This is a genomic window from Tenacibaculum sediminilitoris (assembly GCF_964513795.1).
GTDB lineage: Bacteria > Bacteroidota > Bacteroidia > Flavobacteriales > Flavobacteriaceae > Polaribacter > Polaribacter sediminilitoris.
Window position 1 is genome coordinate 170,391 of record NZ_CAZEQR010000044.1, and the last position, 22,956, is coordinate 193,346.

Genomic DNA, 22,956 nt, shown 5'->3' on the forward strand with positions numbered 1-22,956 from the left:
CATAAGACTTGAAGAGTAAATGTTTTTTTGAGACAATATCTATTTTTTTGCTTTTTGCTTTCTTAAGCCACACTTTTATACTATCATTTTGTTTTATTTCTTGTAAAGGAGAAGAAAAACAATAAGAGTATATGAAAAAAAGAAAAATAAACCAGAATGAGTTTTTTTTAAGAGGCTTCAAAGATTTTAGTTTTGTACAAAACTAAAAAAAGCTTTTAACAAATTTGTTAAAAGCTTATAAATATAACCATTAGTTTCCTTTTGTACCATCACCAGTACCAGTTCCATCACCAGTACCACCTGTATCAAGAGACAGCGTTCCAGTACTTGTAACTAATTCTGTTTTGTTAACAGTATTGTTTGGTACAATATCTTCTGTTAAGTCTGTACAACTTGTAGTTAACAAAAATAACATGCTTATTAGTAGTGTAAATTTTAAAGTTCTCATAATTTCAATTTTTAACAATAGTTTTCCTAGCCGCATGTGCAGCTTATATAGCATCGAAATAAATTTTCGTGTGTATTACTTCATTTTTAAAATGAGGCAATAGTCATCTAACCCAAGTGTTTGGGTAGTAGGTAGAATTAAATTGATAAGAAACATCAATTTATGAAGATGCGTTACTGCCAAGGGCTATTGAGTACAACAGACTTCAGGAAATTCTACTTTGTCATAAAGGAAGCGTTTGCAATTTTGAAATGAACGCTAGTTGATTCTGATTCTAAAATAGCAACATCATTATAAATAATGAAGGTAATTTTAGTAAGCGTTCTTGTTTAATGAGTAAACGTCCTTTTTCATTTAGTGTGTGCAATTTTAATTTTTTTCATAGCTTTTATTTTGTCCCCTTAATATAGTGAAAAAAAACGAATTACGCAAATTTTTAACTTGCTATAATATGTTTTTTAATAAAAAAAGACGTCTTTTTTTAAAAAGACGTCTTTGTGTTATATATAAGTATAGAATAATTGCTAATTCTTCATTAAATATTGTGCTTCACAATAAACATCCGTGTCTTTTTTTGTTATGTAGTCAACCCCTTTTCTAAAAGGTAAGCTGATACTTGTGTTTATATTTGTTAATACCATAGTTCTAAATTATTTTTATTAATAATACCAATTAAGCATATCTTAATAAGTATGGTACAAATATACGGATATTTTTTAATAAAACAAGAAATTTAACATTTTAAATAATTGTAAATCAGTTAGTTATGTTCTTTTTGAGATAAGAGAGTCCTGTCCAGGGAATGCCCAGATAAGTATAGCTTATGTAACTTTTTGTACGTTAGTTGCTTACAGTTCAATTACGTATTTTTTATATGTTTTAAATTAAAATGTCATTTATCAAAAAATATATATAAAAAAAAGCGCCCAAATTATTTGGACGCTTTATATATTACTAGTTTTATAATCAAATCATGTTTGAGTTTTCATTATAATTAACATACAACGTCCGATTTCGACAGATTCCTTTATCAGGATTCCCGCGAAAACTACATACTAAGCTTACAAGCTTTTGTACTATATGTGAAATCATATTTTTCATAAGTAGCAAATATATATAATTTTTAATAATTCTTGTTTTAAGACTATTTTTTAGCTTTAAAAGTGTTTTTTTCTTCCGTTTTGATAAAAAAGTAAGTCAGTGACTTACTTTTAGTAAGTCACTGACTTACCAAAAACAAAAATAGAGGGGTTACTTTTGGCATGGTTAAAAGCTTAAAGCCTTTATTGCTAAGGTCAAAAAGTAACTAATTTGCTTTTTGTCGTTTTGGGGGAAATTTTATGAAAAGAAAACAAAATTACTTTTACTTTATTTAACCAAAGTAAAATTATGATCAAAGTCAAGAGCGCCTACTAAGGGCGTTCTTTTTTGTTAAAGGGGTAAGTAAAAGCAAAAGTATATTTAGTAAGTTAACTAGAGGTTAAGTTGTATTGTGTTGATTATGAGTTTTTAAGGTTTTTTTGTGAGGTTGTTCTGTAGAATGGTTTAACTTTAGTTAAAGTTCGTAACCTTTTAATGAGGTAGATTTAAACTACAGCTAAGAACTTCTTAAAGTTAGTGTTGTTGATTTGCGGGTATAAACAAAAATTAAGAAAACAATGAAAAACTTACTTAAATTAGGGTTCTTAGGTGTTTGTGGTGTAATAACTTTAGCATCTTGTGATTCTGATAGTTCACCCAGTCGAGGAGATTTGGTTGAATTAAAAGCGTATTCTAAAACTCCCAACTTTTTAAAATTAGAGTCAGCCTTTTCTGGAGTAAAAATATATCCTTTATTATCCTCTGAAGACCAATTAGCAGATACTCCCAACTTTGTGTACGGTTCTATGGCAGATGGAGCTGGTTTACTAAGAAATTCAGATGGAACATTTACATTAATCAATAATATTGAAGCAGATTATTCAATTGCTCGTATTCAATTAGATAAAACCTTTAAACCAGTTGAAGGAGAATATATCTTAAACGCCAATGCAACAGCAAGCACAGCACAATGTTCAGGATCGTTAATTACTGAAGAAGAACATGGCTTTGGTCCTTTATATCTTTCAGGTGGTGAATGGGGAGGAGCTTCTAAAGGAGTTTTTGCAACCAATCCTTTAAAAAGTGCTTCTGCCGCAAGTACTCCAAGAATGTTAACAGCTATGGGGCAATGGTCTACAGAAAATGCTGTAGCAATAGGTAAAAATGCCTATGCAGATAAAACGGTTGTTTTTATTGGAGACGACCACTCAGATAATGAAGTTCCTTCAGGTCAGTTAGGAATGTATGTTGGTGATAGAGGAGATTTAGAAGGAGGTAAGTTATATGGTTTAAAAGTAACTAGTGAAGGTATTATGTATGAAGTAGATATGGAAGAAGGTACTACCTACAATGCTTCTTTTGTAGAATTAACCGAAAAAAATATCGATTTATTAGATGCTGAAGCTAAAGAGAAAGGAGTGATGGGATTCTCTCGTTTAGAAGATATCGATTGGAGAAGAGGTTCAGCTATGAATAACCGAGAAATCTATTTTTGTGTAACAGGACGTAAAAAAGATGGTTTAGTAGGAAAGGGAAGTATTTATGGCCGTGTATATAAAGTAGCGTTAAATGAAACCGATCCTACTGGAGCAGCAAAAATTACCTGTGTATTAGATGGAGATAAATTAACAGGTAAGGCAAAACTTTTTCATAGCCCAGATAACATCTTAGTAACTGAAAACTATGCGTATATTCAAGAAGATCCAAACGGGTATTTTGATGGAGAAAAAAACCACGCAGCGAGTTTATACCAATACAATTTAAATACTGGAGAATTAAAAAAAGTATTAGAATGTGATCAAGTTGCAGCTTCTACTCAAGGTTACGGAGCATCTTATCAAGATAAAGCTTGGGAAATTACCGGAATGATTGATATTTCTGAAACTATTGGAGTAAGTAATACATTTTTATTAATTACTCAAAACCATGGTTGGGAACCTGCCAATGGAGGAGCGTTCACAGACCCAATGGCAAATGATGCAGCTGAAACAAGAAAAGAAGGAAGTCAATTATATGTTATTCAAGGATTAAATAGATAATGACAAACAATTTTCAAAAAATACAAAAGACACATGTTATCATGTGTCTTTTTCTAGTATCTATAATTAGTTGTAAACAAGAAAAAACAACAAGTTACACAAAAGTCGATAATAAAGCTTTAGTAGCAAAAGTTGAAGAGTATTACTCGCACCATATAGATAGTTGTATTGCTCTTTTAGAAGAAATAAAAACAGTTGATGAGGTTTCAGAAAAAATTAAAAAATACAAACTAGCAAGAAGAGCGTTTAAATTAATAGAACCTATTTTAGCTTTTACCGATAAAGAAAACTATAAAAGTCTAAACGCTCCTAACATTTTAAAAGTAGAAGAAGAAGATGCTACAGATATTAAAATAAGAAACCCTTTTGGGTTTCAGGTTATTGAAGAGTTACTGCATGAAGATAAAGTTGATGTTATTAAAATAAAAAAAACAGTAAAAGTTACTGTGAATAGGCTTAAATTAATAAGAGCAAACAATACACTATATTTAAAAAAATATCATGTGTTATGGTTGTTGCGAGATCAAATTGCTCGTGTAGCTTTGGTAGGAATTACAGGGTTTGATTCACCTATAATGAGGCAATCATTAAAAGAGGCTAAAGCAAACTATAAAACGATGCTATTTATCATCAATACATACAAAAATGAGTTTTCAAAAGAAAGACTATATACCGTTTGGTTAAATGAATTACAGGCAACTCAAAAAATGTTACAAAAAGCAGATTTTAAGTCTTTTAATCGCTATATCTTTATAAAGAAACACGCACATAAACAGTTAGATTTATTAACTAAAACAGCTAAAGATTGGAAGGTAGAATTTCCATTAACTATGGCATTTAATAATAACATTACCTCATTCTTTTCAAAAGAAACACTTAATATTAACTTTTTTAACGATTATCATCAGTTAGAGAATGCTATGTCTGAAGAAAAAAAAGCGTTAGGAAAGAAGTTATTTAATGATAAGAATTTATCAAAAAACGGTATAATGAGTTGTGCTACATGTCATAATAAAGATAAAGCTTTTACTGATGGATTAGCAGTTTTTCCGAAGCAAAAAAGAAATACACCAACCTTACCGTATGCAGCATATCAACAAACCTTTTTTTATGATGGAAGAGCAGGAAGCTTAGAAGGTCAAATTGTTGGAGTTGTAGAAAACAAAAACGAGTTTCATACCAACTTAGAAAACTTGACAGAGACAGTTAAAAAAGATAGCGTGTATACCAAATCGTTTGCTAGTTTATATGGGAAAGTAACTGACTTTAATATTAGAAATGCGATAGCCAACTATATTAGAGGCTTAGGTAATTTTAGTTCTAAGTTTGATAAAAATATCAATCAAAAAGAAAATACCTTAACAATTTCCGAAATAAACGGTTTTAATCTTTTTATGGGAAAAGCAAAATGCGCAACCTGTCATTTTCCACCAGTGTTTAACGGAACAGTTCCACCAAATTTTACAGAAACAGAAGTAGAATCGATAGGGGTTCCAAGTTTAAAAGGAACTGAATTAGATGATGATTTAGGAGCCTATAACCTATTTAAAACTGAAGAACGAAAATACTTTTTCAAAACTTCTACCGTTCGTAATGTATCTAAAACCAGTCCCTACATGCATAATGGGGTATATAAAACCTTAGAAGAAGTGGTTGATTTTTACAATAAAGGTGGTGGACAAGGGTTAGGGTATCATGTACCCAATCAAACACTACCACCAGATAAATTGAATTTATCTAAAAAAGAAATTAACGACCTAATAGCTTTTATGGAAGCTTTAACGGATGAGTAAAATCATTCAATTTTTTATAGTTAACAGAAAACGCTTTAAAAATATTTTAGAGCGTTTTTATTTTTATGTAATTTTAAACGATTGTTTCAACGAACTAAAACAAATCAATTATCATGAAAAAAATAGTAGTACTAGTCTTCATAGCTATGGTTTCAATAGCGTGTAAAAATGAGTCAAAAAAAGAAACCGTTAAAAAAGAAGAAATCAAAGAAGTGAAATACCCAAAAGTATTGGAGGAGGTTTTTGATAAGCATGGAGGAATAGCGCAATGGAAGAAAATGAAAACAGTATCATTCACTTTAAAAAATGAAGAGCATACTACAGATTTGCATTCACGAAAGTCAGTAGTGAATTCGCCAGCATATTCTTTAGGGTTTGATGGTACTAAGGTATGGTTGCGCCAACAAGACTCAACAGCGTTTAAAGGAAATCCGGAGTTTTATTATAACTTGTATTTTTACTTCTATGCAATGCCTTTTGTATTAGCGGACGATGGTATTGTATATTCAGAAACAGAACCACTAATTTTTGAAGGAATAACCTACCCAGGGATAAAAATTTCGTACAAAGCCAACGTAGGAACTTCGCCAGATGATAATTATTTTATATTTTACCATCCAGAAACAAAACAAATGGCTTGGTTAGGGTACACAGTTACCTTTTTTAGTAAAGAACCAACAGATGCTTATAAAATTATAAGATACAACGATTGGGAAAATGTTAATGGCTTGTTATTACCAAAATCCATAACTTGGTATGATAAAGATGAAAATGGGCAACCAACAAAACCAGCAAAAGAACCAGTGCAGTTTAAGATGTCTTTGTTAAGTGAAGCTTCATTAGCAAATAGTTTCTACGAAAAACAAAAACAGTAATCAACAAATAAAACAAACAGAGTATGGATAAAAAGTATGTATGGAAAAAAGAATACACGCTAGTCTTAGTGGCTAATTTAGTGTACATCGTATTATTTTACATAATTACTAACATATATACAAAATAAACCATGCAACTAATAGATTGGATTGTTCTTTCAGTAACCTTATTGTTTATTGTTTTATATGGAGCTTGGAAAACCAGCGGTAGTAAAAATGTTGAAGATTATATAAAAGGAGGAAACCAAAGTAAATGGTGGACGATTGGTTTGTCAGTTATGGCAACACAAGCCAGCGCGATAACTTTCTTATCAACCCCAGGACAAGCATTTCATAGCGGAATGGGTTTTGTGCAGTTTTACTTCGGATTACCAATAGCAATGGTAATTATTTGCTTGGTGTTTATTCCTATTTATCACCGCTTAAAAGTTTATACAGCCTATGAATATTTAGAAGGAAGGTTCGACCAAAAAACAAGAACGTTAACCGCAATTTTATTTTTAATTCAACGCGGACTAGCAGCAGGAATTACCATTTTTGCACCCGCTATTATTTTGTCTGCTGTTTTGGGTTGGGATTTAGTTACATTAAACATTATTATCGGTGTTTTAGTAATTATTTATACCGTTTCTGGAGGTACCAAAGCAGTAAGTGTTACACAAAAACAACAAATGGCAGTAATTTTTGCAGGAATGTTCGTTGCATTTTACTTGATATTACAATATTTACCTGATGATATTACATTTACAAAAGCGTTAGAAATAGCAGGTGCTTCCGATAAAATGCAAGTACTCGATTTTTCTTGGGATTTAAATAATCGTTATACGGTTTGGACGGGTATTTTAGGAGGAACATTTTTAATGCTATCTTACTTCGGAACAGATCAAAGTCAAGTACAACGTTATTTGTCTGGTAAATCATTAAAAGAAAGTCAATTAGGATTGATTTTTAATGGTTTGTTAAAAGTACCCATGCAGTTTTTTATTTTGTTAGTAGGGGTGATGGTATTTGTGTTTTATCAGTTTAATCCATCACCGTTAAATTTTAATCCAAAATCTGGAGAAGCAATAGCAAATTCTAACCCTGAAACAATAGAACAGTACGTTAAGTTAGAAGAACAACATCGTTTTATTGAAGGAAGAAAAAAAGCGTTGATTTTTGAAGGATTAACACCTGAAAATGTATCACAGATTCAAGAGTTTAATGAACAAGATAAGGCACTAAAGGAAGAAGCAAAAACTATTATTTCAAAAGTAGATCCATTGGTAGAAACAAATGATAAAGATTATGTGTTTATTCACTTTATTCTGAATAATTTACCTAAAGGATTGATAGGTTTGTTGTTAGCGGTAATTTTATCAGCGGCTATGTCTTCTACGGCATCAGAACTAAATGCTTTGGGCGGTACTACGGCTATCGATTTATACAAACGAAATGCTAAAATTGAATATAGCGAAGAACATTATGTGAAGATGTCAAAATGGTTCACCTTAGGTTGGGGTGTTTTGGCAATTTTAGTCGCCTGTGTAGCTGATTTATTTGATAATTTAATTCAGTTGGTAAATATTATTGGTTCTATTTTCTACGGAAATGTGCTGGGAATATTCTTATTAGCCTTTTTTATAAAGTATGTTAAAGGAAATGCCGTATTTATTGCTGCGATAATCACGCAATTAATTATTATAGTAGTTTGGTATATTGATTGGTTACCTTATTTGTGGTTAAATGCTTTAGGTTGTGGTTTAGTAATGTTATTAGCAATACTAATTCAATCAACGTCTAAAGAAAACTAACTTTTTTCTATTCGTAAAGCATCAATAATATCAGAAGCAATTAACGCATTGTATCCTTTGTTACAAGCGGCCTCATCACCTGCTTTTCCGTGAAAAAACACACCTAATAAAGCGGCGTGTAAAGGTGGGTAGTTTTGAGCTAACAGCCCAGTTATAATTCCTGTGAGCACATCGCCACTACCACCAGTTGCCATTCCTTGATTTCCAGAAGTGTTGAAATACAAATTTCCTTCAGGAGAAGAAATAGTAGTATATGCATTTTTTAAAACAACAACACATTCATACTCTTTAGAAAAGTTAAGTTGTTTTTGAAAGCGTTCAGTTGAAGTGTCAGACTTTCCTACCAATCTATCAAACTCTTTAATGTGCGGCGTTAAAATAGAATTTTTTGGAAGCAATAATTTTAATTCCTCGTTTTTTGCAATAATATTTATAGCATCGGCATCAATAACTAATGGCTTGTTGTTTTCTGACAATAATTTTTTTACAACTAGTGTCGTTTTTTCATTAACATCCAATCCAGGACCTATCGCGAGAATGTCGTATTTGAAAAATTCTGGGAGTTGGGTAACGAATTCTTCATTCTCATCGATTAGGCACATCGCTTCTGGAACAGAAGACTGTATAATTTGATAACCGCATTTTGGTACATAAGTAGTTAACAAACCTATACCACTTCGTAAACAAGCTTTAGAAGACAATACCGCAGCCCCCATTTTTCCGTAAGAACCAGCAATTAATAAGGCATGTCCGTAACTTCCTTTGTGAGACTGGCGAGGTCTAGGTTTTAAAATATCGGTAATTTGCTCATTCAAAATATAGTAATTGCTTTCTTGTAGCTGAATAAAATCTTCATCCAAACCAATATCAACTGTTTTCCAATTTTTTACATAGTTTCCATTTTCAGGAAAGAAGAATGAACGTTTAGGTCGTTGAAAACTTATAACAAGGTCGGCCTGTACCATAGTTTCAGAATCAGATAATACATCACAATACAATCCAGAAGGAACATCAACAGCATACACAGTTTTCTTTGCTAGGTTAATGTTTTCTACCACCTTTTTTGCAAAACCTGTAATTGGTTTGGATAACCCTGAACCAAAAACAGCATCAATAATCACATCATACTCAGAGAATTCAGGAACTTCACTAGTTGTTTTTATACTAATAGTATTGTCAAGTTTTTGGAAATTAATATCACAGTCAGGACTAAGTGTATCTTTAAGTTGAACTAAGAAAGGTTGTACGGTGTATTTTTTGCTCCTTAAAATTCTAGCAATGGCAAATCCGTCACCACCATTATTACCAACGCCACTAACAACAGCAATTTTTAGGGAACGATTTAAAAAAGGTTCAATAGCTTTTACAAAAGCTAAAGATGCTTGCCCCATTAAAGCAAAAGAGGTAATTCCTTTTTTAGTAATAGTATGTTCGTCAGCTTTTCGTATTTGAGCAACGTTGAGTATTTTTTGAAGATTTTCCATGTAAGAAATTTACAACTTTACATAAAAAAAGCAAAAAGAAACCCATAAGAATTTTGTGGGTTTAGTATAACGAATGGTTATATGTAGTTTTTATAAAACTCTAGCGTTTACCAAACTCATAATACGCTCAAATTGCTCTTTAAGTCCCATGTCAGAATTATCAAATTCAATTGCGTCGTTAGCCATAACTAAAGGAGAATCTTCTCGGGTAGAGTCTATCCTATCGCGTTCTTGTACATTTTGTAAAATTTCTTCGTAGTTTACTTTATCACCACGATCTATCAATTCTTTATATCTGCGCGTAGCACGTTTATCTGCAGAAGCAGTCATAAATAATTTTAGTTCAGCATCAGGAAAAACAACAGTGCCAATATCACGACCATCCATAACAATACCCTTATTTTTACCCATTTCTTGCTGTTCACGCACTAACTTTTTTCTGACTTCAGAAATTTCAGCAACTTTACTTACTAATTTAGAAACTTCAATGGTTCTAATTTCTTTTTCAACATTGATTCCGTTTAAAAACATTTCAGCAAAACCCAATTTTTCATTAAAAGTGAAGGACAAAGAAATGTTGGGTAAATCAGCAACTAAATCTTTTGGGGTAAAATGATTTTGAGATATATAATTATGCTCCATAGCATACAAGGTAACGGCTCTGTACATAGCACCAGTATCTACATAAATGTAGGTTAATTCTTTAGCTAATTGTTTGGCAATAGTACTTTTTCCTGTAGATGAAAAACCGTCAATAGCTATGATGATTTTCTTAGTCATAATTCAAAAAAATAGATAGCAAATATACGGTAGAATTTTTAAATTAAAGGGTGTTGATAGGTTTTATATCTTTGCTAATATTTTGTGGTTTTAAGAGGTTTTTTGTTAGTTTTTTAGCTCTTTTAAAAGATGTGATTAAGCTATGTTTTTATATATATAAAAAACTTTAGTTGTCAGTTCAAGATAGATTTTATATATTTCCCTGTTAATTTTGTTGATTTTATCATATTTTTGTTAATAAAAACAATAAATTTGCCCCCCCCTAAATAGACTCTTTAAATGAAAAAATACATTAAAAGCGTAGTAATAATCTTGTTTTCACTTGTGTTGGGTATAACAAGTACCGTGTCTCAGACTTTATTAAAGCCTGAAATACAGTTTTCTGCTGCTTGTAATGGGAATCAAACAGATTTTCAGGTCGTGTTTAAGTTTAGTGGAACTGCTTTTAATAGTGATAATGTTTTTACCATAGAGTTGTCTGATGCAGATGGTAATTGGGGAAACCCTACCAATATAGGGACAGTTTCAAACGAAAATTCTTCCTTTACTTTTACGAAATCATTTCAATTGCCAAATGATACCTACGGTACAAATTATAAAATACGCTTGGTGTCAACCTCACCAGCCATGATAAGTCCAGATTCAGATTCGTTCGAAGCTTATAAATATCCTGTAGGAGGATTAATATTAAACAACTATGAAAATGTTTATTTATGTGGTACTGGCACAACCGAACTTACGTTAAACACTGCTCAAAATGGTGCTTATCAATGGTATAGAAATGGTGCTTTAGTAACTACGACTCAAGAGCCAAATTTAACTGTCTCAGAATCTGGGAAATACCAAGTTAAAATAGATTATGGAGTATGTGGGTTTGAAGAATCTACTTTAATAGATGTTATAATTTTAGCTGAAACAGCTAGTCAAATAAAAGGGAACTCAACTATAGAAATATGTGGAGATGAATCACATACGTTTGAAGCGAATGTAACATATTCAAACTTAACCTATAATTGGTATTTAGATGATGTTTTAGTGCAATCGTCTAGCGATCCTACCTATACTACACCAACTACAGGACAGTTTGGTGCATACCATTTAGTAATTGATACAGGAGGGTGTACTACTACTTCAAACGATGTAACATTACAACAACAAACAACAGCTGGGTTTGAGGTAAAAACAGAAGGAGCTTTAACGAGAATGATTTTACCAGGAGAAACCATGGAATTGTGTATTAGTCATGATGCATCTGAAGGAAGTATACAATGGTATAAAGATAATGTAGCTTTGGCAGCAAGAACTCAAACATGTATGAATGCTAGAGATCCAGGAGAATATTATGCAAGAGTAACACAAAGCACAGGTTCTTCTTGTGATGCAGTGGTAGACTCAGAGAAGTATACATTGTTAGGTGTTAAGTCATTCGCAGCGACAATTAGAACTGATACCGACTATGAAGCATGTAATTCTGCCAATACAAGTTTAAGTATTGTAGGCGTAATTGCAATTGCAGAAGATGATAATGAGTATGATTTAACAGAAAGCCAAATTGCTATGTTAAACTATCAATGGAATAAAGATGGAAATCCTATTTCTGGAGCAACAAATGAAACGTTAGGATTGGGTTTGTACACAGAAAATGGTAGTTACACACTAACAGTAAATGCTGGAGTAAAAACAGGAAACTCTAACGAATTAGATGTTAAGCTAGTGGAAGTGCCAGATGTAACATCATCATCAATTTCTAACTCGTTGTGTACAGGAGGAACAATTACTTATACAATAAATAATATTATTGGTGGTTATACCTATCAGTGGATTAAAGATGGAACTGAAGATGTTACTCTAGCGGATCCTCAGGTACTGGAAGTAACCGAGGAAGGAGAATATGTATTAAGGTATTCAGGCTTTGGTTGTGATAATGAAATGAATCCTATTGTAGTAGTACCTTTTGATGATTCTGCAGTAACGATTACACCTTCAGAGATAGTAGTGTTAGAAGTTGGGGGTTCAGAAACTATTGTAGCATCAGGAGGAGAAGCCTACGAATGGTATCAAGGAGAAGATACATCAGGAACATTACTTTCTACAACAGAAGAATTAACGGTGACCACCTTAGGCTTTTACACGGTGTTAGTAAGAGTAGATAATTGTTCGGTATTAAGAACCATTGAAGTAGTAGAGCCTGATGGACAAATTATAGTACCTAATATAGTGTCTCCAAATCAAGATGGGGCTAACGACACGTGGAAATTGTCAAATTCATATGCGTATCAACCTAATGTAGAGGTGATACTGTTTAGCTCGAACGGAAAAGAAATTTTAAAAACAACCGATTATAAAAATGATTGGCCTATGGAGAGTATAGGTAGTCAAAAAATATTTTATTATAAAATTATTAAAGACGATAAGTTGATAAAGGCAGGGACAATATCGGTAATAGATTAAATTTAGATGATAAAAAAAATTACTTTATTTATTATTGTAGTATTAGGTGTGTTTGTGGTACAAGCACAAACTTCAAGTAATGAGCAAACATATAATAGTTTTAGCTCACGAAACTTTATGAAGTTTAACCGCTTTTTAACGGTGCCAACTTTTTCTGCATTAAGAGAAAATAATACTTCTCTTTCAGCAATTGTAAGAAATAGCAATATTGAATTTGAAGATAACCCCAGGCTTTACCTAGCAACATACTCTGGAAAAATGCGGGAGAACGTTGGGGCAGGTTTGGCGATTTACCAACAGGAAGTAGGAGTATTTAAAGATTTCGGTGCCTTAGCAAACTATGCGCACCGTTTGCAGTTAAATGAAACTATGGATTTAACCTTTGGTTTTAACTTTTTATATAGTAGAAGAAGTGCTGATGGGTTGAAAGTGAATTCAGCTGAACCAGAACCACAAATTTCTAATTATCAAGATATTCCTATGGTGAATTTTCAGCCGGCAATAACCTTATCTATGGGGAAATTAGATGTAGGAGTGTTTTTTGAAAACTTACTAGATTTTAATTTAAAGAGAAGTGAACTAGCTACCTCTTTTGGAGAAAAAACATTTTCTGGTCACTTAATGTATTCACACAATTTTACTTATGCTACAGGGCTTTTTGAAGGAGCAGATGTAAGAATGTTGGCGATTGCAAGAAAACCAGGAGATGGTGAGTTTGGGTATGGAGCCAATGCAATTATAGATTTGCCTAAAGCAGGTTGGGTAAAAGCAGGATATGATAAAACTTACGGTATTTCAGCAGGTATGGGGGTGAATTTATCTGATAACTTATCCATTGGATTTACTTATGAGAAGAATAGCTTTGCTGCTACAAATGAAGTAGGATTAATTTATAGTTTTGGAAAAAAATCATTCACAAGAGAACGTCCAAAAAGACGAAAAGGTAGTGTAAAAGTTAGTCTTCCAGAAAGAGCTCCTAAAAAAGAAAATGAATATAAAAATCCAGAACATAACGATTTGTCTGACGAAATACAGCAAGCGCAAGACTCTATTAACATCTTAAATAAAAAGATTGATGAGGTATTGCGATTGTTGAAAAATCAACCAGCACCAAAAACAACGACTACGACAAATACTATAATAATAAAAGATACCGTTCAGGCAAAAGATACTTCATTACGAAGAAGGTCAGATACCCCATGGCGTAAGAGTACAATTACCCGTTCAGGAGGAGGAGGAACTATGTATTATGTTGTTTCAGATCAATTTAGAAGTAAAGAAAATGCAGAAGCATTAGTAGAAAAATGGTCGCGATTAGATATAGAAGCGAAGTATGTGTATGAACCTAAAAAGAAAATATATTATGTGTATATAGATAGGTTTGCTAAAGAAGAGGATGCAGAAGAAGAAGAAGAAAATTTTAATGATAAAACACGTTTATTTGAGAAGAATGAGGATAAAAATGATGCATCAACTATTGAAGTTAAAAAAATAACGAAAGACCCTGTATATGTAGTGAAAATTACATTAGGAGGAAGCGGATTAGAAAGTTATGAAGAACCTAAAACACAACCACCAGCAAGAGTTAGAACCATGAGAATAGAAGGTGTAAAACCAGGTTATTATTTGCAAGTGTATGTTAATGGAAGTAAAGCGCTAGCAGATAGAAATGTAGACGAACTAAGAAATGATGATATAGATGCAGGATATTTTGTAAACCCTAAAACAGGATATATGCATACATATATATTCAAAACAAATGACAGAGCAGAAGCTATTAAGATGTATAATACAAACTTAAATGGAGCCTTTTACGATCGTAAAACAATCGTACATATAAAGAATTAATTAGAATCATAAATCCCCTATAAATGATTAAGATGAAAAGAATATTACTTTTATGGTCGCTAACCACCTTAGTGTTAGCCAGCACTTTTGCACAAGAGAAATCTAATTTATTTGATGACTCAAGAGTCTCAAAAGAACTTAAGTTAAACGCTGAAAGATTATCAAAAAATCAAGAGAAATCAACAGCCAACAAATTGGTAGACACTCCTTTTAATAATAGACTTGGGGTTGGTGGTATTAATGTTAAAGGTAATATAACCTATATTGGTAATAATATTTTAAGCATTGATGATTCTAGATATAGTTTTATTGGACCTAATGATGATTTCAACTATGATGGAAATGCGAATACCGATTTTGAATTAGGATATATTGATATTGATGATGATTTAGGTATACCAGGTAATAACACTACTTTTTCATCAAGTATGTCAACTCTTAATTTACCGAGTTGTTCAAGAATTATATATGCAGGTTTATATTGGGCTGCTATTTATCCTTATGACAATTGGAGTCAAGAATCGTCAGGTGTAAATACTAGGGATAATGACTTCAATACGATGAAACTTAAATTACCTGGTCAACCATACCAAGATATTACAGGAACGGTAATTTATGATGATGGGGAAGCAACTCAATTGCCATATGTTTGTTATAGTGATGTAACTTCACTAGTTCAATCTTTAGGAAATCCTAATGGAGACTATTATGGTGCTAATATAAAAGCCACTGTAGGGCAAGATGATGTTGGTCAAAGACTAGGTTCTTCAGCGGGTTGGGTATTGGTTGTTATTTATGAAAATGATAATGAATCGAGTAAAAACATTTCACTATTTGACGGTTTTTCTACTATTAATGGAGTAGTAGATACAGATGTAACATTTTCTGGTTTTACTACAATTCCTTCAGGTCCTGTAAGAGTTCAATTACTTACAGCAGCTCTAGAAGGAGATAAACCTTATATTGGTGATAGTTTTCAAATATTGAATCAGTCCAATAACTATGAGGACATAACAACAGGGACTAATAATCAAACTAATAACTTTTTTAATAGTTCTATCACCAAATACAATAATTTTGTTAATACAAGAACTCCAAGAAGTACCAATACATTAGGTTTTGATGTTGATTTATTTAATCTTAACAATCCTTCAAACTCTATAATTGCAAATGGACAATCATCTATTGATGTAAGGTTTACAACTGCACAAGATGCATACTTCCCTTTCTTAAATGCATTAGCAGTTGAAATTATTGAACCAAAAGTTCAATTGATAAAAACGATTGAAGATGCCGCTGGAGGTGATATTCAAGGATCACCTGTTGGTTTAGGAAGTGAATTATTTTACAACATAAGCTTCCAAAATGTAGGAACAGATGACGCTAGAAATACATTTATAATAGATCGCTTACCTAAAAATGTAGACCTTTTAACAACAACAGCACCTAATGGTTCTGTAGCACCAGATGGAACACGTTTTGATATAGATTTACCTCCAGGTGTAACAATCGTAGGTTATGACCCACCAAGCTCATTGAATGGTTTTAGAGCGGAACTTGAAATTTCTGTACCAGATGACTTGGTACTAGAAGGAGGTGCTAAATATGACATTCGCTTGCATGCTCAAGTTGTTTCAGATTGTAGTCAGCTACGAGATGTGTGTTCTAATACTATTGAAAATCAAGCTTTTGCAATGTATGAGGGTGTTAGAGGAGGAGTTGTCGTAGATAATGAACAAAGTTATGCAGGTATAGATGATTGTGATTTTGGAATTGTAGGAACTTCCAATTTTTTAGTTGATACAAGCGGATGTTCTTTTGAAACTACACAAGTAATTTGTGGAAATGAAGTAACACTTACTGCTGGTACAGGTTTCGAATCGTACGAATGGAGAGATGCTTCTGGAAATTTATTAGCTACAACAACAACAAATACCTACACTGTAACAGGCACAGGAACATATACTGTTAATAAAATAGCTTCTGCAGCTTCAGGTTGTATAAATGCCGATGAAACAATAAATGTTATTGGTTTTAACTCTGAACCAAATCCGTTACAACCATTTGCAGATCAAGTATTAACCTGTTCTAATAATGGATTAGAATTAGTAGAAATGTATTTATGTGGTGATGGAGGTTCAAGAACCATTAATTTACCTTTCGATCCAACTTCGGAAACTACAGTGAAATGGTTTCAGTTAGATGAAGCTTCTTGTGCAGATGAAACACAATCTGGCTGTCCAAATGTTAATACCGCTTGTACTTGGAATGAATTAGGAAATGGAGAACTTTCTATGAACTTTACCAATGAAGGAGAATTTCGTTTAGATGTATTGTACGACGGTCAATGTCCTAGAAGCTACTACTTTAATGTATATAAAGCAACATTAACGCCACAAATAATAACAGAAGATATTCTTTGTGCTACGCCAGGTACAATTACTATAAACAACATTCCAAGCGGATACCAATATAGTTTAACAGGACCAGGAGGGTTTAATGCACCTTTTCAAGATAGTAATGTTTTTACAGGATTAACAGCACCAGGAAACTATAACTTAGAAATCCGTATAAACAATGCTTCAGCAGCATCGTGTGTTTATACATTTCCTCCAATTAATATTGAGGAAAAAAATATTGATATAGATGTTATTAAGTCAGACATGCAATGTTTTGGCGGTTTAGCACAAATAAGAGTACAAGTAAATAATGTACCAGGGAATTACACATATGAGTTATTACAGGGAGGTAGTGTAGTAGGTACTAATGGTCCAACAACAAATAACGATTTTACATTTGATGTAAGTAGTGGAGGACTTTATACAGTTAGAGTTACTACACCTGAATGTACAGCTTCAGAAATAATTGATATTATAGAACCAAACGAGTTAGTTCTTTCAGCACTAAAAACAAAAGATATCACATGTTTAAGTGGTAGTTCAGATGGAATTATTGAATTAACAGCAAGTGGAGGAACTATAGATACATCGTCAGGAAACAATTACAATTTTGCTATATGGACTAGTCAAGGAACAGATTTATATGCAAATGCTTCAGATGTTCCTAGTGGAGCATTCTTAACACCAACTTCAAACCCTTATACATATAATGTACCTATAGGGAGTGAAGGAGTTTACCGTTTTATTGTTTTTGATGATAATAACTGTTACACAATTTCTGCTCCAGTAGAAGTAAATGTAGAACCTGAATTAACATTTAGTCATTCAGAAACTGACATTACTTGTAATGGGGTAATAGATGGTAGTATTAATGTAGGTGTTAATGGAAGTAATTTAGGATATTCTATAGAATATAGTATTGATAATACTACATGGAATACTACAGGAGTATTTGATAATTTAGGTGATGGAGTATATACAATATATGTAAGAGCATCTAAGAATTCATATCAATGCTTATATGAAATTCCAAATGTTACAATTACAGAGCCTGCTGCATTAAACGGAGGAAGTGTAACAGCTACAGGTTTAGAATGTAATTCAACAGGAACTACCTTTGGAACAATTACGTTTACAGCTCCAACAGGAGGAACTCCTAATTATTTATATTATTACAAATTAAATAGTGACTCAACTTATACATTAGCAGCAAGCAACCCTGTAACAGGGCTTCCAGCTGGAACCTATAATACAAGGGCTATAGATGCAAGAGGTTGTTCTATAGACTTAAATAATGTGACAATAGATGGTTTGCCATCAGCACCAACTTTAACAAGTTCTGTAGTTTATAGTTGTGATGGAACTGGTGATGTTACAATAACAGCTACCCCAGCGGGTAGTTATACCTATACATTAGGAGCAATCTCTAATACAACAGGGGTTTTTGATAATATTGCTGTAGGCTCATATACTGTTTCTGTAGAGTATGGAAGTAATTGTACTGAAGATATAGCTATTGCAGTTCAAAGTGGTAGAGAGTTTTCAGGAAGTATTACAGCTTCTTCAGATAGTGAATGTTTTGGCTCAGATAATGGATCCATAACAATCTCAGCTAACAATGTTATTGGAGGTAGTTTTGAATACTCAGTAGATGGAGGAAGTACTTGGTCAATAACAGCAGACAACCCATATAGAGTTGTTGGTATGGCAGCAGGCACGTATAATGTATTAATTAGAGAAACAGATGGAGGTTCAATTTGTGAGATAGATTTAGGAAATGTTACGATTGGAGAGCCAGCAGAATTAACATTATCAGCATCAGTAACTCAAGAGGTAACTTGTAATACAACAACAGGAACCATTACAGCTTCGGCAACAGGAGGGATTCCACCATATGAGTTTAGTATTGATGGAGGAGCTACTTGGCAAACATCTACAACCTTTACAAATGTGCCGCCAAGAGCGACGGATTATACTGTAATGGTTAGAGATAGTAGAAATTGTAACGAGTGTGGATGTACTGCTAACTTATTTGAAAATGGAAGTTTTGAACAACCTATAGAAACAGCGACTAAAGTTGATTTTTTGCATGAAGATGATGTACCTGGTTGGGACTCTACAGCAGCAGATAATTTAATTGAAATTTGGTACAACGGCTTTAATGGGGTTACCCCATATGAAGGAAATTCTTTTGCAGAATTAAACGCTAATGCAGTTTCTTCATTATATCAAGAATATTGTACACAACCAGGAGATGTAATTTCTTGGTCTGTAGCCCATAGAGGTAGGCTAGGTACAGATGTAGCTACTGTGAAAATTGGAGCTGATTTAACCGTAGCATCTGTAGTTGAAACCATGTCAGATGGAAACTCTTCTTGGGGAGTATATAGCGGTACGTATACAGTTCCAGTTGGACAATCTACTACAATTATAGCTTTCGACGCAGTTTCTACAGCAACAGGAAATAGAACTGTAGGAAATTTTATAGATGATGTACAAATCAATATTGCAAGAACTAATTGTATACCAGTTAGTGTTCCTTTAAACTCACCAACTACCTTGGATTTCACCGTAACACCAGTAGTTTGTTACGATGGGTCAAATGGTGCATTAACGGTGAATGTAAGTTCAGGAAATGATGATTACCAATTTAGTTTAGATAATGGCGTAACATGGCAAACACCAAATGCAGCAACACCAACAGAATATACTTTTACAGGATTAACTGATGGTACCTATAACGTAACTGTACAAGATGGAAGAAGCTGTAATGATACCCAACAAGCGATTATTTTACCACAGGTAACAGCAACAGTTACTACGGTAAGTGCGACCTGTAATGATGGTCAAATCGTAATTACTCCAAGTGGGGGAGACGGTACCTATCAATATTATATAGAAGAGACATCAAGTGCTATTGCACCAATAACAACAACGTCAAGTCCAGTAAATGTACCTTCAGGCACCTATAATGTATACGTAAGAGATAAGGATGGAGGAGCTAATTACTGTGAGTTTATGACTACAGTAACGGTAAATCAAATAGCAGATCCAACACTTACAACATCATCAGTACAACCTGACTGTAGTACAGATACAGGAACAATTAATGTAACTGTAGCAAATGGTACTGCACCATACACAGTAACAGTAACAGGTCCAGGAGTACCACCAGCGCAAGGACCATTAACAGATGTGAATTACACCTTTACAGGTCTAGGAGATGGAACGTATCAAGTAACTGTAACAGATGTTAACGGCTGTACATCAGTAGAATCAACAGAAACAATCACAGTACCATCAGGATTAACAGGCGGAAGTGCAGCATCGACAGATTTAGCATGTAGTGCATCAGGAACTATTTTAGGAACCATCACTTTTACAGCTCCAACAGGAGGAACACCAAGTTATTTGTATTTCTATAAGTTAACAACAGATACTAATTATACACAAGCAGGAAGTACGACTGTAACGAACTTATCATCTGGTACATATGATACTAGAGTAGTAGATGCCAATGGATGTATTTTAGATTTAAATCAAGTAACTATTGCAGATTTACCTACAGAACCAATATTGAGTGCTTCTGTAGTATATAATTGTGATGGAACAGGAAATATAACAGTAACGCCATTAGACGCGACTTATACTTATACTTTAGATGGAGGAACACCACAAACAAGTAATGTTTTTAATAATGTAGCAGGCGGAGCTCATACAGTATCTGTAGCGTATGGAAGTAATTGTACAACAGATATAACAGTAAATGTAGAACCTAATCAAGAGTTTACAGCAGCGATTATAGGTCAAAGCAACCCAACATGTATTGGAGATTCAGATGGAACCATTACGGTTGAAGCTTCTTTCCCATCTGTAACACCAGTTTCATTTGATTATTCAACAGATGGAGGAGTTACTTGGGTAAATTCAGGAGCAAATCCATTTGCAATACCAGGTTTTAATGCAGGAACACACAATATTCAAATACGTCCAACAGGCGTAGTATCTGGATGTGATGTACCGTTAGCAAGTGTTACGTTATCAGATCCAACAGTGATTACAGTAACAGCACCTATAACGAAAGAAATTACCTGTAGCCCAGCAACAGGAGCAACAATTACACCAACAGCGAGTAATGGAAACGGAGGTCCATATACATTTGAATTATTTGATTCAACAAGTACCTCAGTATCAACAACGAGTCCATTTACAGATGTAGCCGCAGGAACTTATACTGTGGTAGCTACCGATAGATTAGGTTGTACATCTGCACCAGTTTCAGTGACAGTAGCTCCATTAATAACAGTTGCTTTCACCGTAACACCAGTAGTTTGTTACGATGGGTCAAATGGTGCATTAACGGTGAATGTAAGTTCAGGAAATGATGATTACCAATTTAGTTTAGATAATGGCGTAACATGGCAAACACCAAATGCAGCAACACCAACAGAATATACTTTTACAGGATTAACTGATGGTACCTATAACGTAACTGTACAAGATGGAAGAAGCTGTAATGATACCCAACAAGCGATTATTTTACCACAGGTAACAGCAACAGTTACTACGGTAAGTGCGACCTGTAATGATGGTCAAATCGTAATTACTCCAAGTGGGGGAGACGGTACCTATCAATATTATATAGAAGAGACATCAAGTGCTATTGCACCAATAACAACAACGTCAAGTCCAGTAAATGTACCTTCAGGCACCTATAATGTATACGTAAGAGATAAGGATGGAGGAGCTAATTACTGTGAGTTTATGACTACAGTAACGGTAAATCAAATAGCAGATCCAACACTTACAACATCATCAGTACAACCTGACTGTAGTACAGATACAGGAACAATTAATGTAACTGTAGCAAATGGTACTGCACCATACACAGTAACAGTAACAGGTCCAGGAGCACCACCAGCGCAAGGACCATTAACAGATGTGAATTACACCTTTACAGGTCTAGGAGATGGAACGTATCAAGTAACTGTAACAGATGTTAACGGCTGTACATCAGTAGCATCAACAGAAACAATCACAGTACCATCAGGATTAACAGGCGGAAGTGCAGCATCGACAGATTTAGCATGTAGTGCATCAGGAACTATTTTAGGAACCATCACTTTTACAGCTCCAACAGGAGGAACACCAAGTTATTTGTATTTCTATAAGTTAACAACAGATACTAATTATACACAAGCAGGAAGTACGACTGTAACGAACTTATCATCTGGTACATATGATACTAGAGTAGTAGATGCCAATGGATGTATTTTAGATTTAAATCAAGTAACTATTGCAGATTTACCTACAGAACCAATATTGAGTGCTTCTGTAGTATATAATTGTGATGGAACAGGAAATATAACAGTAACGCCATTAGACGCGACTTATACTTATACTTTAGATGGAGGAACACCACAAACAAGTAATGTTTTTAATGATGTAGCAGGCGGAGCTCATACAGTATCTGTAGCGTATGGAAGTAATTGTACAACAGATATAACAGTAAATGTAGAACCTAATCAAGAGTTTACAGCAGCGATTATAGGTCAAAGCAACCCAACATGTATTGGAGATTCAGATGGAACCATTACGGTTGAAGCTTCTTTCCCATCTGTAACACCAGTTTCATTTGATTATTCAACAGATGGAGGAGTTACTTGGGTAAATTCAGGAGCAAATCCATTTGCAATACCAGGTTTTAATGCAGGAACACACAATATTCAAATACGTCCAACAGGCGTAGTATCTGGATGTGATGTAACGGTAGCAAGTGTTACGTTAACAGATCCAACAGTGATTACAGTAACAGCAACCATAAAGAAAAGAAATTCCCTGAAGCCGGGAAAAGGGGAAAAAATTAAACCAACAGCGAAGAAAGGAAAAGGAGGTTCATATTAAATTTAAATATTTTGATCAACAAGGTCCTCAGTATCAACAACGAGTCCATTTACAGATGTAGC

10 protein-coding genes are annotated in these 22,956 nt (G+C 33.6%); 7 read left to right on the forward strand and 3 right to left on the reverse strand.

Going from position 1 to position 22,956, the window contains the following annotated elements:
* Positions 1–250: 250 nt before the first annotated feature.
* Positions 251–448, reverse strand: a complete 198-nt coding sequence (locus tag ACKTSW_RS10395) for a hypothetical protein (protein WP_408025193.1) — start codon at positions 446–448, stop codon at positions 251–253.
* Positions 449–2,106: 1,658 nt separating this feature from the next.
* On the opposite strand from ACKTSW_RS10395, the gene ACKTSW_RS10400 reads away from it, so the two are divergent.
* From ACKTSW_RS10400 to ACKTSW_RS10415, 4 genes are all read left to right on the forward strand, one after another.
* Positions 2,107–3,567 (forward strand): alkaline phosphatase PhoX, encoded by a 1,461-nt coding sequence (locus ACKTSW_RS10400; protein WP_408025194.1) that lies wholly within the window; start codon positions 2,107–2,109, stop codon positions 3,565–3,567.
* A 41-nt stretch (positions 3,568–3,608) separates the two neighbouring features.
* A complete protein-coding gene (locus ACKTSW_RS10405; RefSeq protein WP_408025195.1) occupies positions 3,609–5,360 on the forward strand; it encodes a cytochrome-c peroxidase in 1,752 nt (583 codons plus the stop codon).
* 113 nt (positions 5,361–5,473) lie between these two features.
* The gene (locus ACKTSW_RS10410) at positions 5,474–6,235 is read left to right on the forward strand and encodes a hypothetical protein (protein ID WP_408025196.1); all 762 of its coding nucleotides are present in this window, start codon (positions 5,474–5,476) and stop codon (positions 6,233–6,235) included.
* A 131-nt stretch (positions 6,236–6,366) separates the two neighbouring features.
* Positions 6,367–8,028 (forward strand): sodium:solute symporter, encoded by a 1,662-nt coding sequence (locus ACKTSW_RS10415; RefSeq protein ID WP_408025197.1) that lies wholly within the window; start codon positions 6,367–6,369, stop codon positions 8,026–8,028.
* Here ACKTSW_RS10415 and ACKTSW_RS10420 read toward each other — a convergent pair.
* Together ACKTSW_RS10420 and cmk are read right to left on the reverse strand one after the other, a co-directional pair.
* Positions 8,025–9,512 carry an NAD(P)H-hydrate dehydratase gene (locus ACKTSW_RS10420; RefSeq protein ID WP_408025198.1) on the reverse strand — a complete coding sequence of 496 codons (1,488 nt, stop codon included), beginning with the start codon at positions 9,510–9,512 and terminating at the stop codon, positions 8,025–8,027. The two genes, ACKTSW_RS10415 and ACKTSW_RS10420, sit on opposite strands and share 4 nt — an antisense overlap.
* A gap of 90 nt (positions 9,513–9,602) precedes the next feature.
* A complete protein-coding gene (cmk, locus tag ACKTSW_RS10425) occupies positions 9,603–10,292 on the reverse strand; it encodes a (d)CMP kinase (protein WP_408025199.1) in 690 nt (229 codons plus the stop codon).
* A 279-nt stretch (positions 10,293–10,571) separates the two neighbouring features.
* Here cmk and ACKTSW_RS10430 point away from each other — a divergent pair, with 279 nt between their 5' ends.
* From ACKTSW_RS10430 to ACKTSW_RS10440, 3 genes are read left to right on the forward strand one after another with little or no spacing between them, the layout of a single operon-like run.
* Complete coding sequence (locus tag ACKTSW_RS10430) at positions 10,572–12,743, forward strand: T9SS type B sorting domain-containing protein (RefSeq protein ID WP_408025200.1); 2,172 nt, start codon at positions 10,572–10,574, stop codon at positions 12,741–12,743.
* Positions 12,744–12,749: 6 nt separating this feature from the next.
* Positions 12,750–14,591 carry a PorP/SprF family type IX secretion system membrane protein gene (locus ACKTSW_RS10435; protein WP_408025201.1) on the forward strand — a complete coding sequence of 614 codons (1,842 nt, stop codon included), beginning with the start codon at positions 12,750–12,752 and terminating at the stop codon, positions 14,589–14,591.
* 32 nt (positions 14,592–14,623) lie between these two features.
* A complete protein-coding gene (locus ACKTSW_RS10440) occupies positions 14,624–22,894 on the forward strand; it encodes a beta strand repeat-containing protein (RefSeq protein ID WP_408025202.1) in 8,271 nt (2,756 codons plus the stop codon).
* The last annotated feature ends 62 nt before the right edge of the window (positions 22,895–22,956 follow it).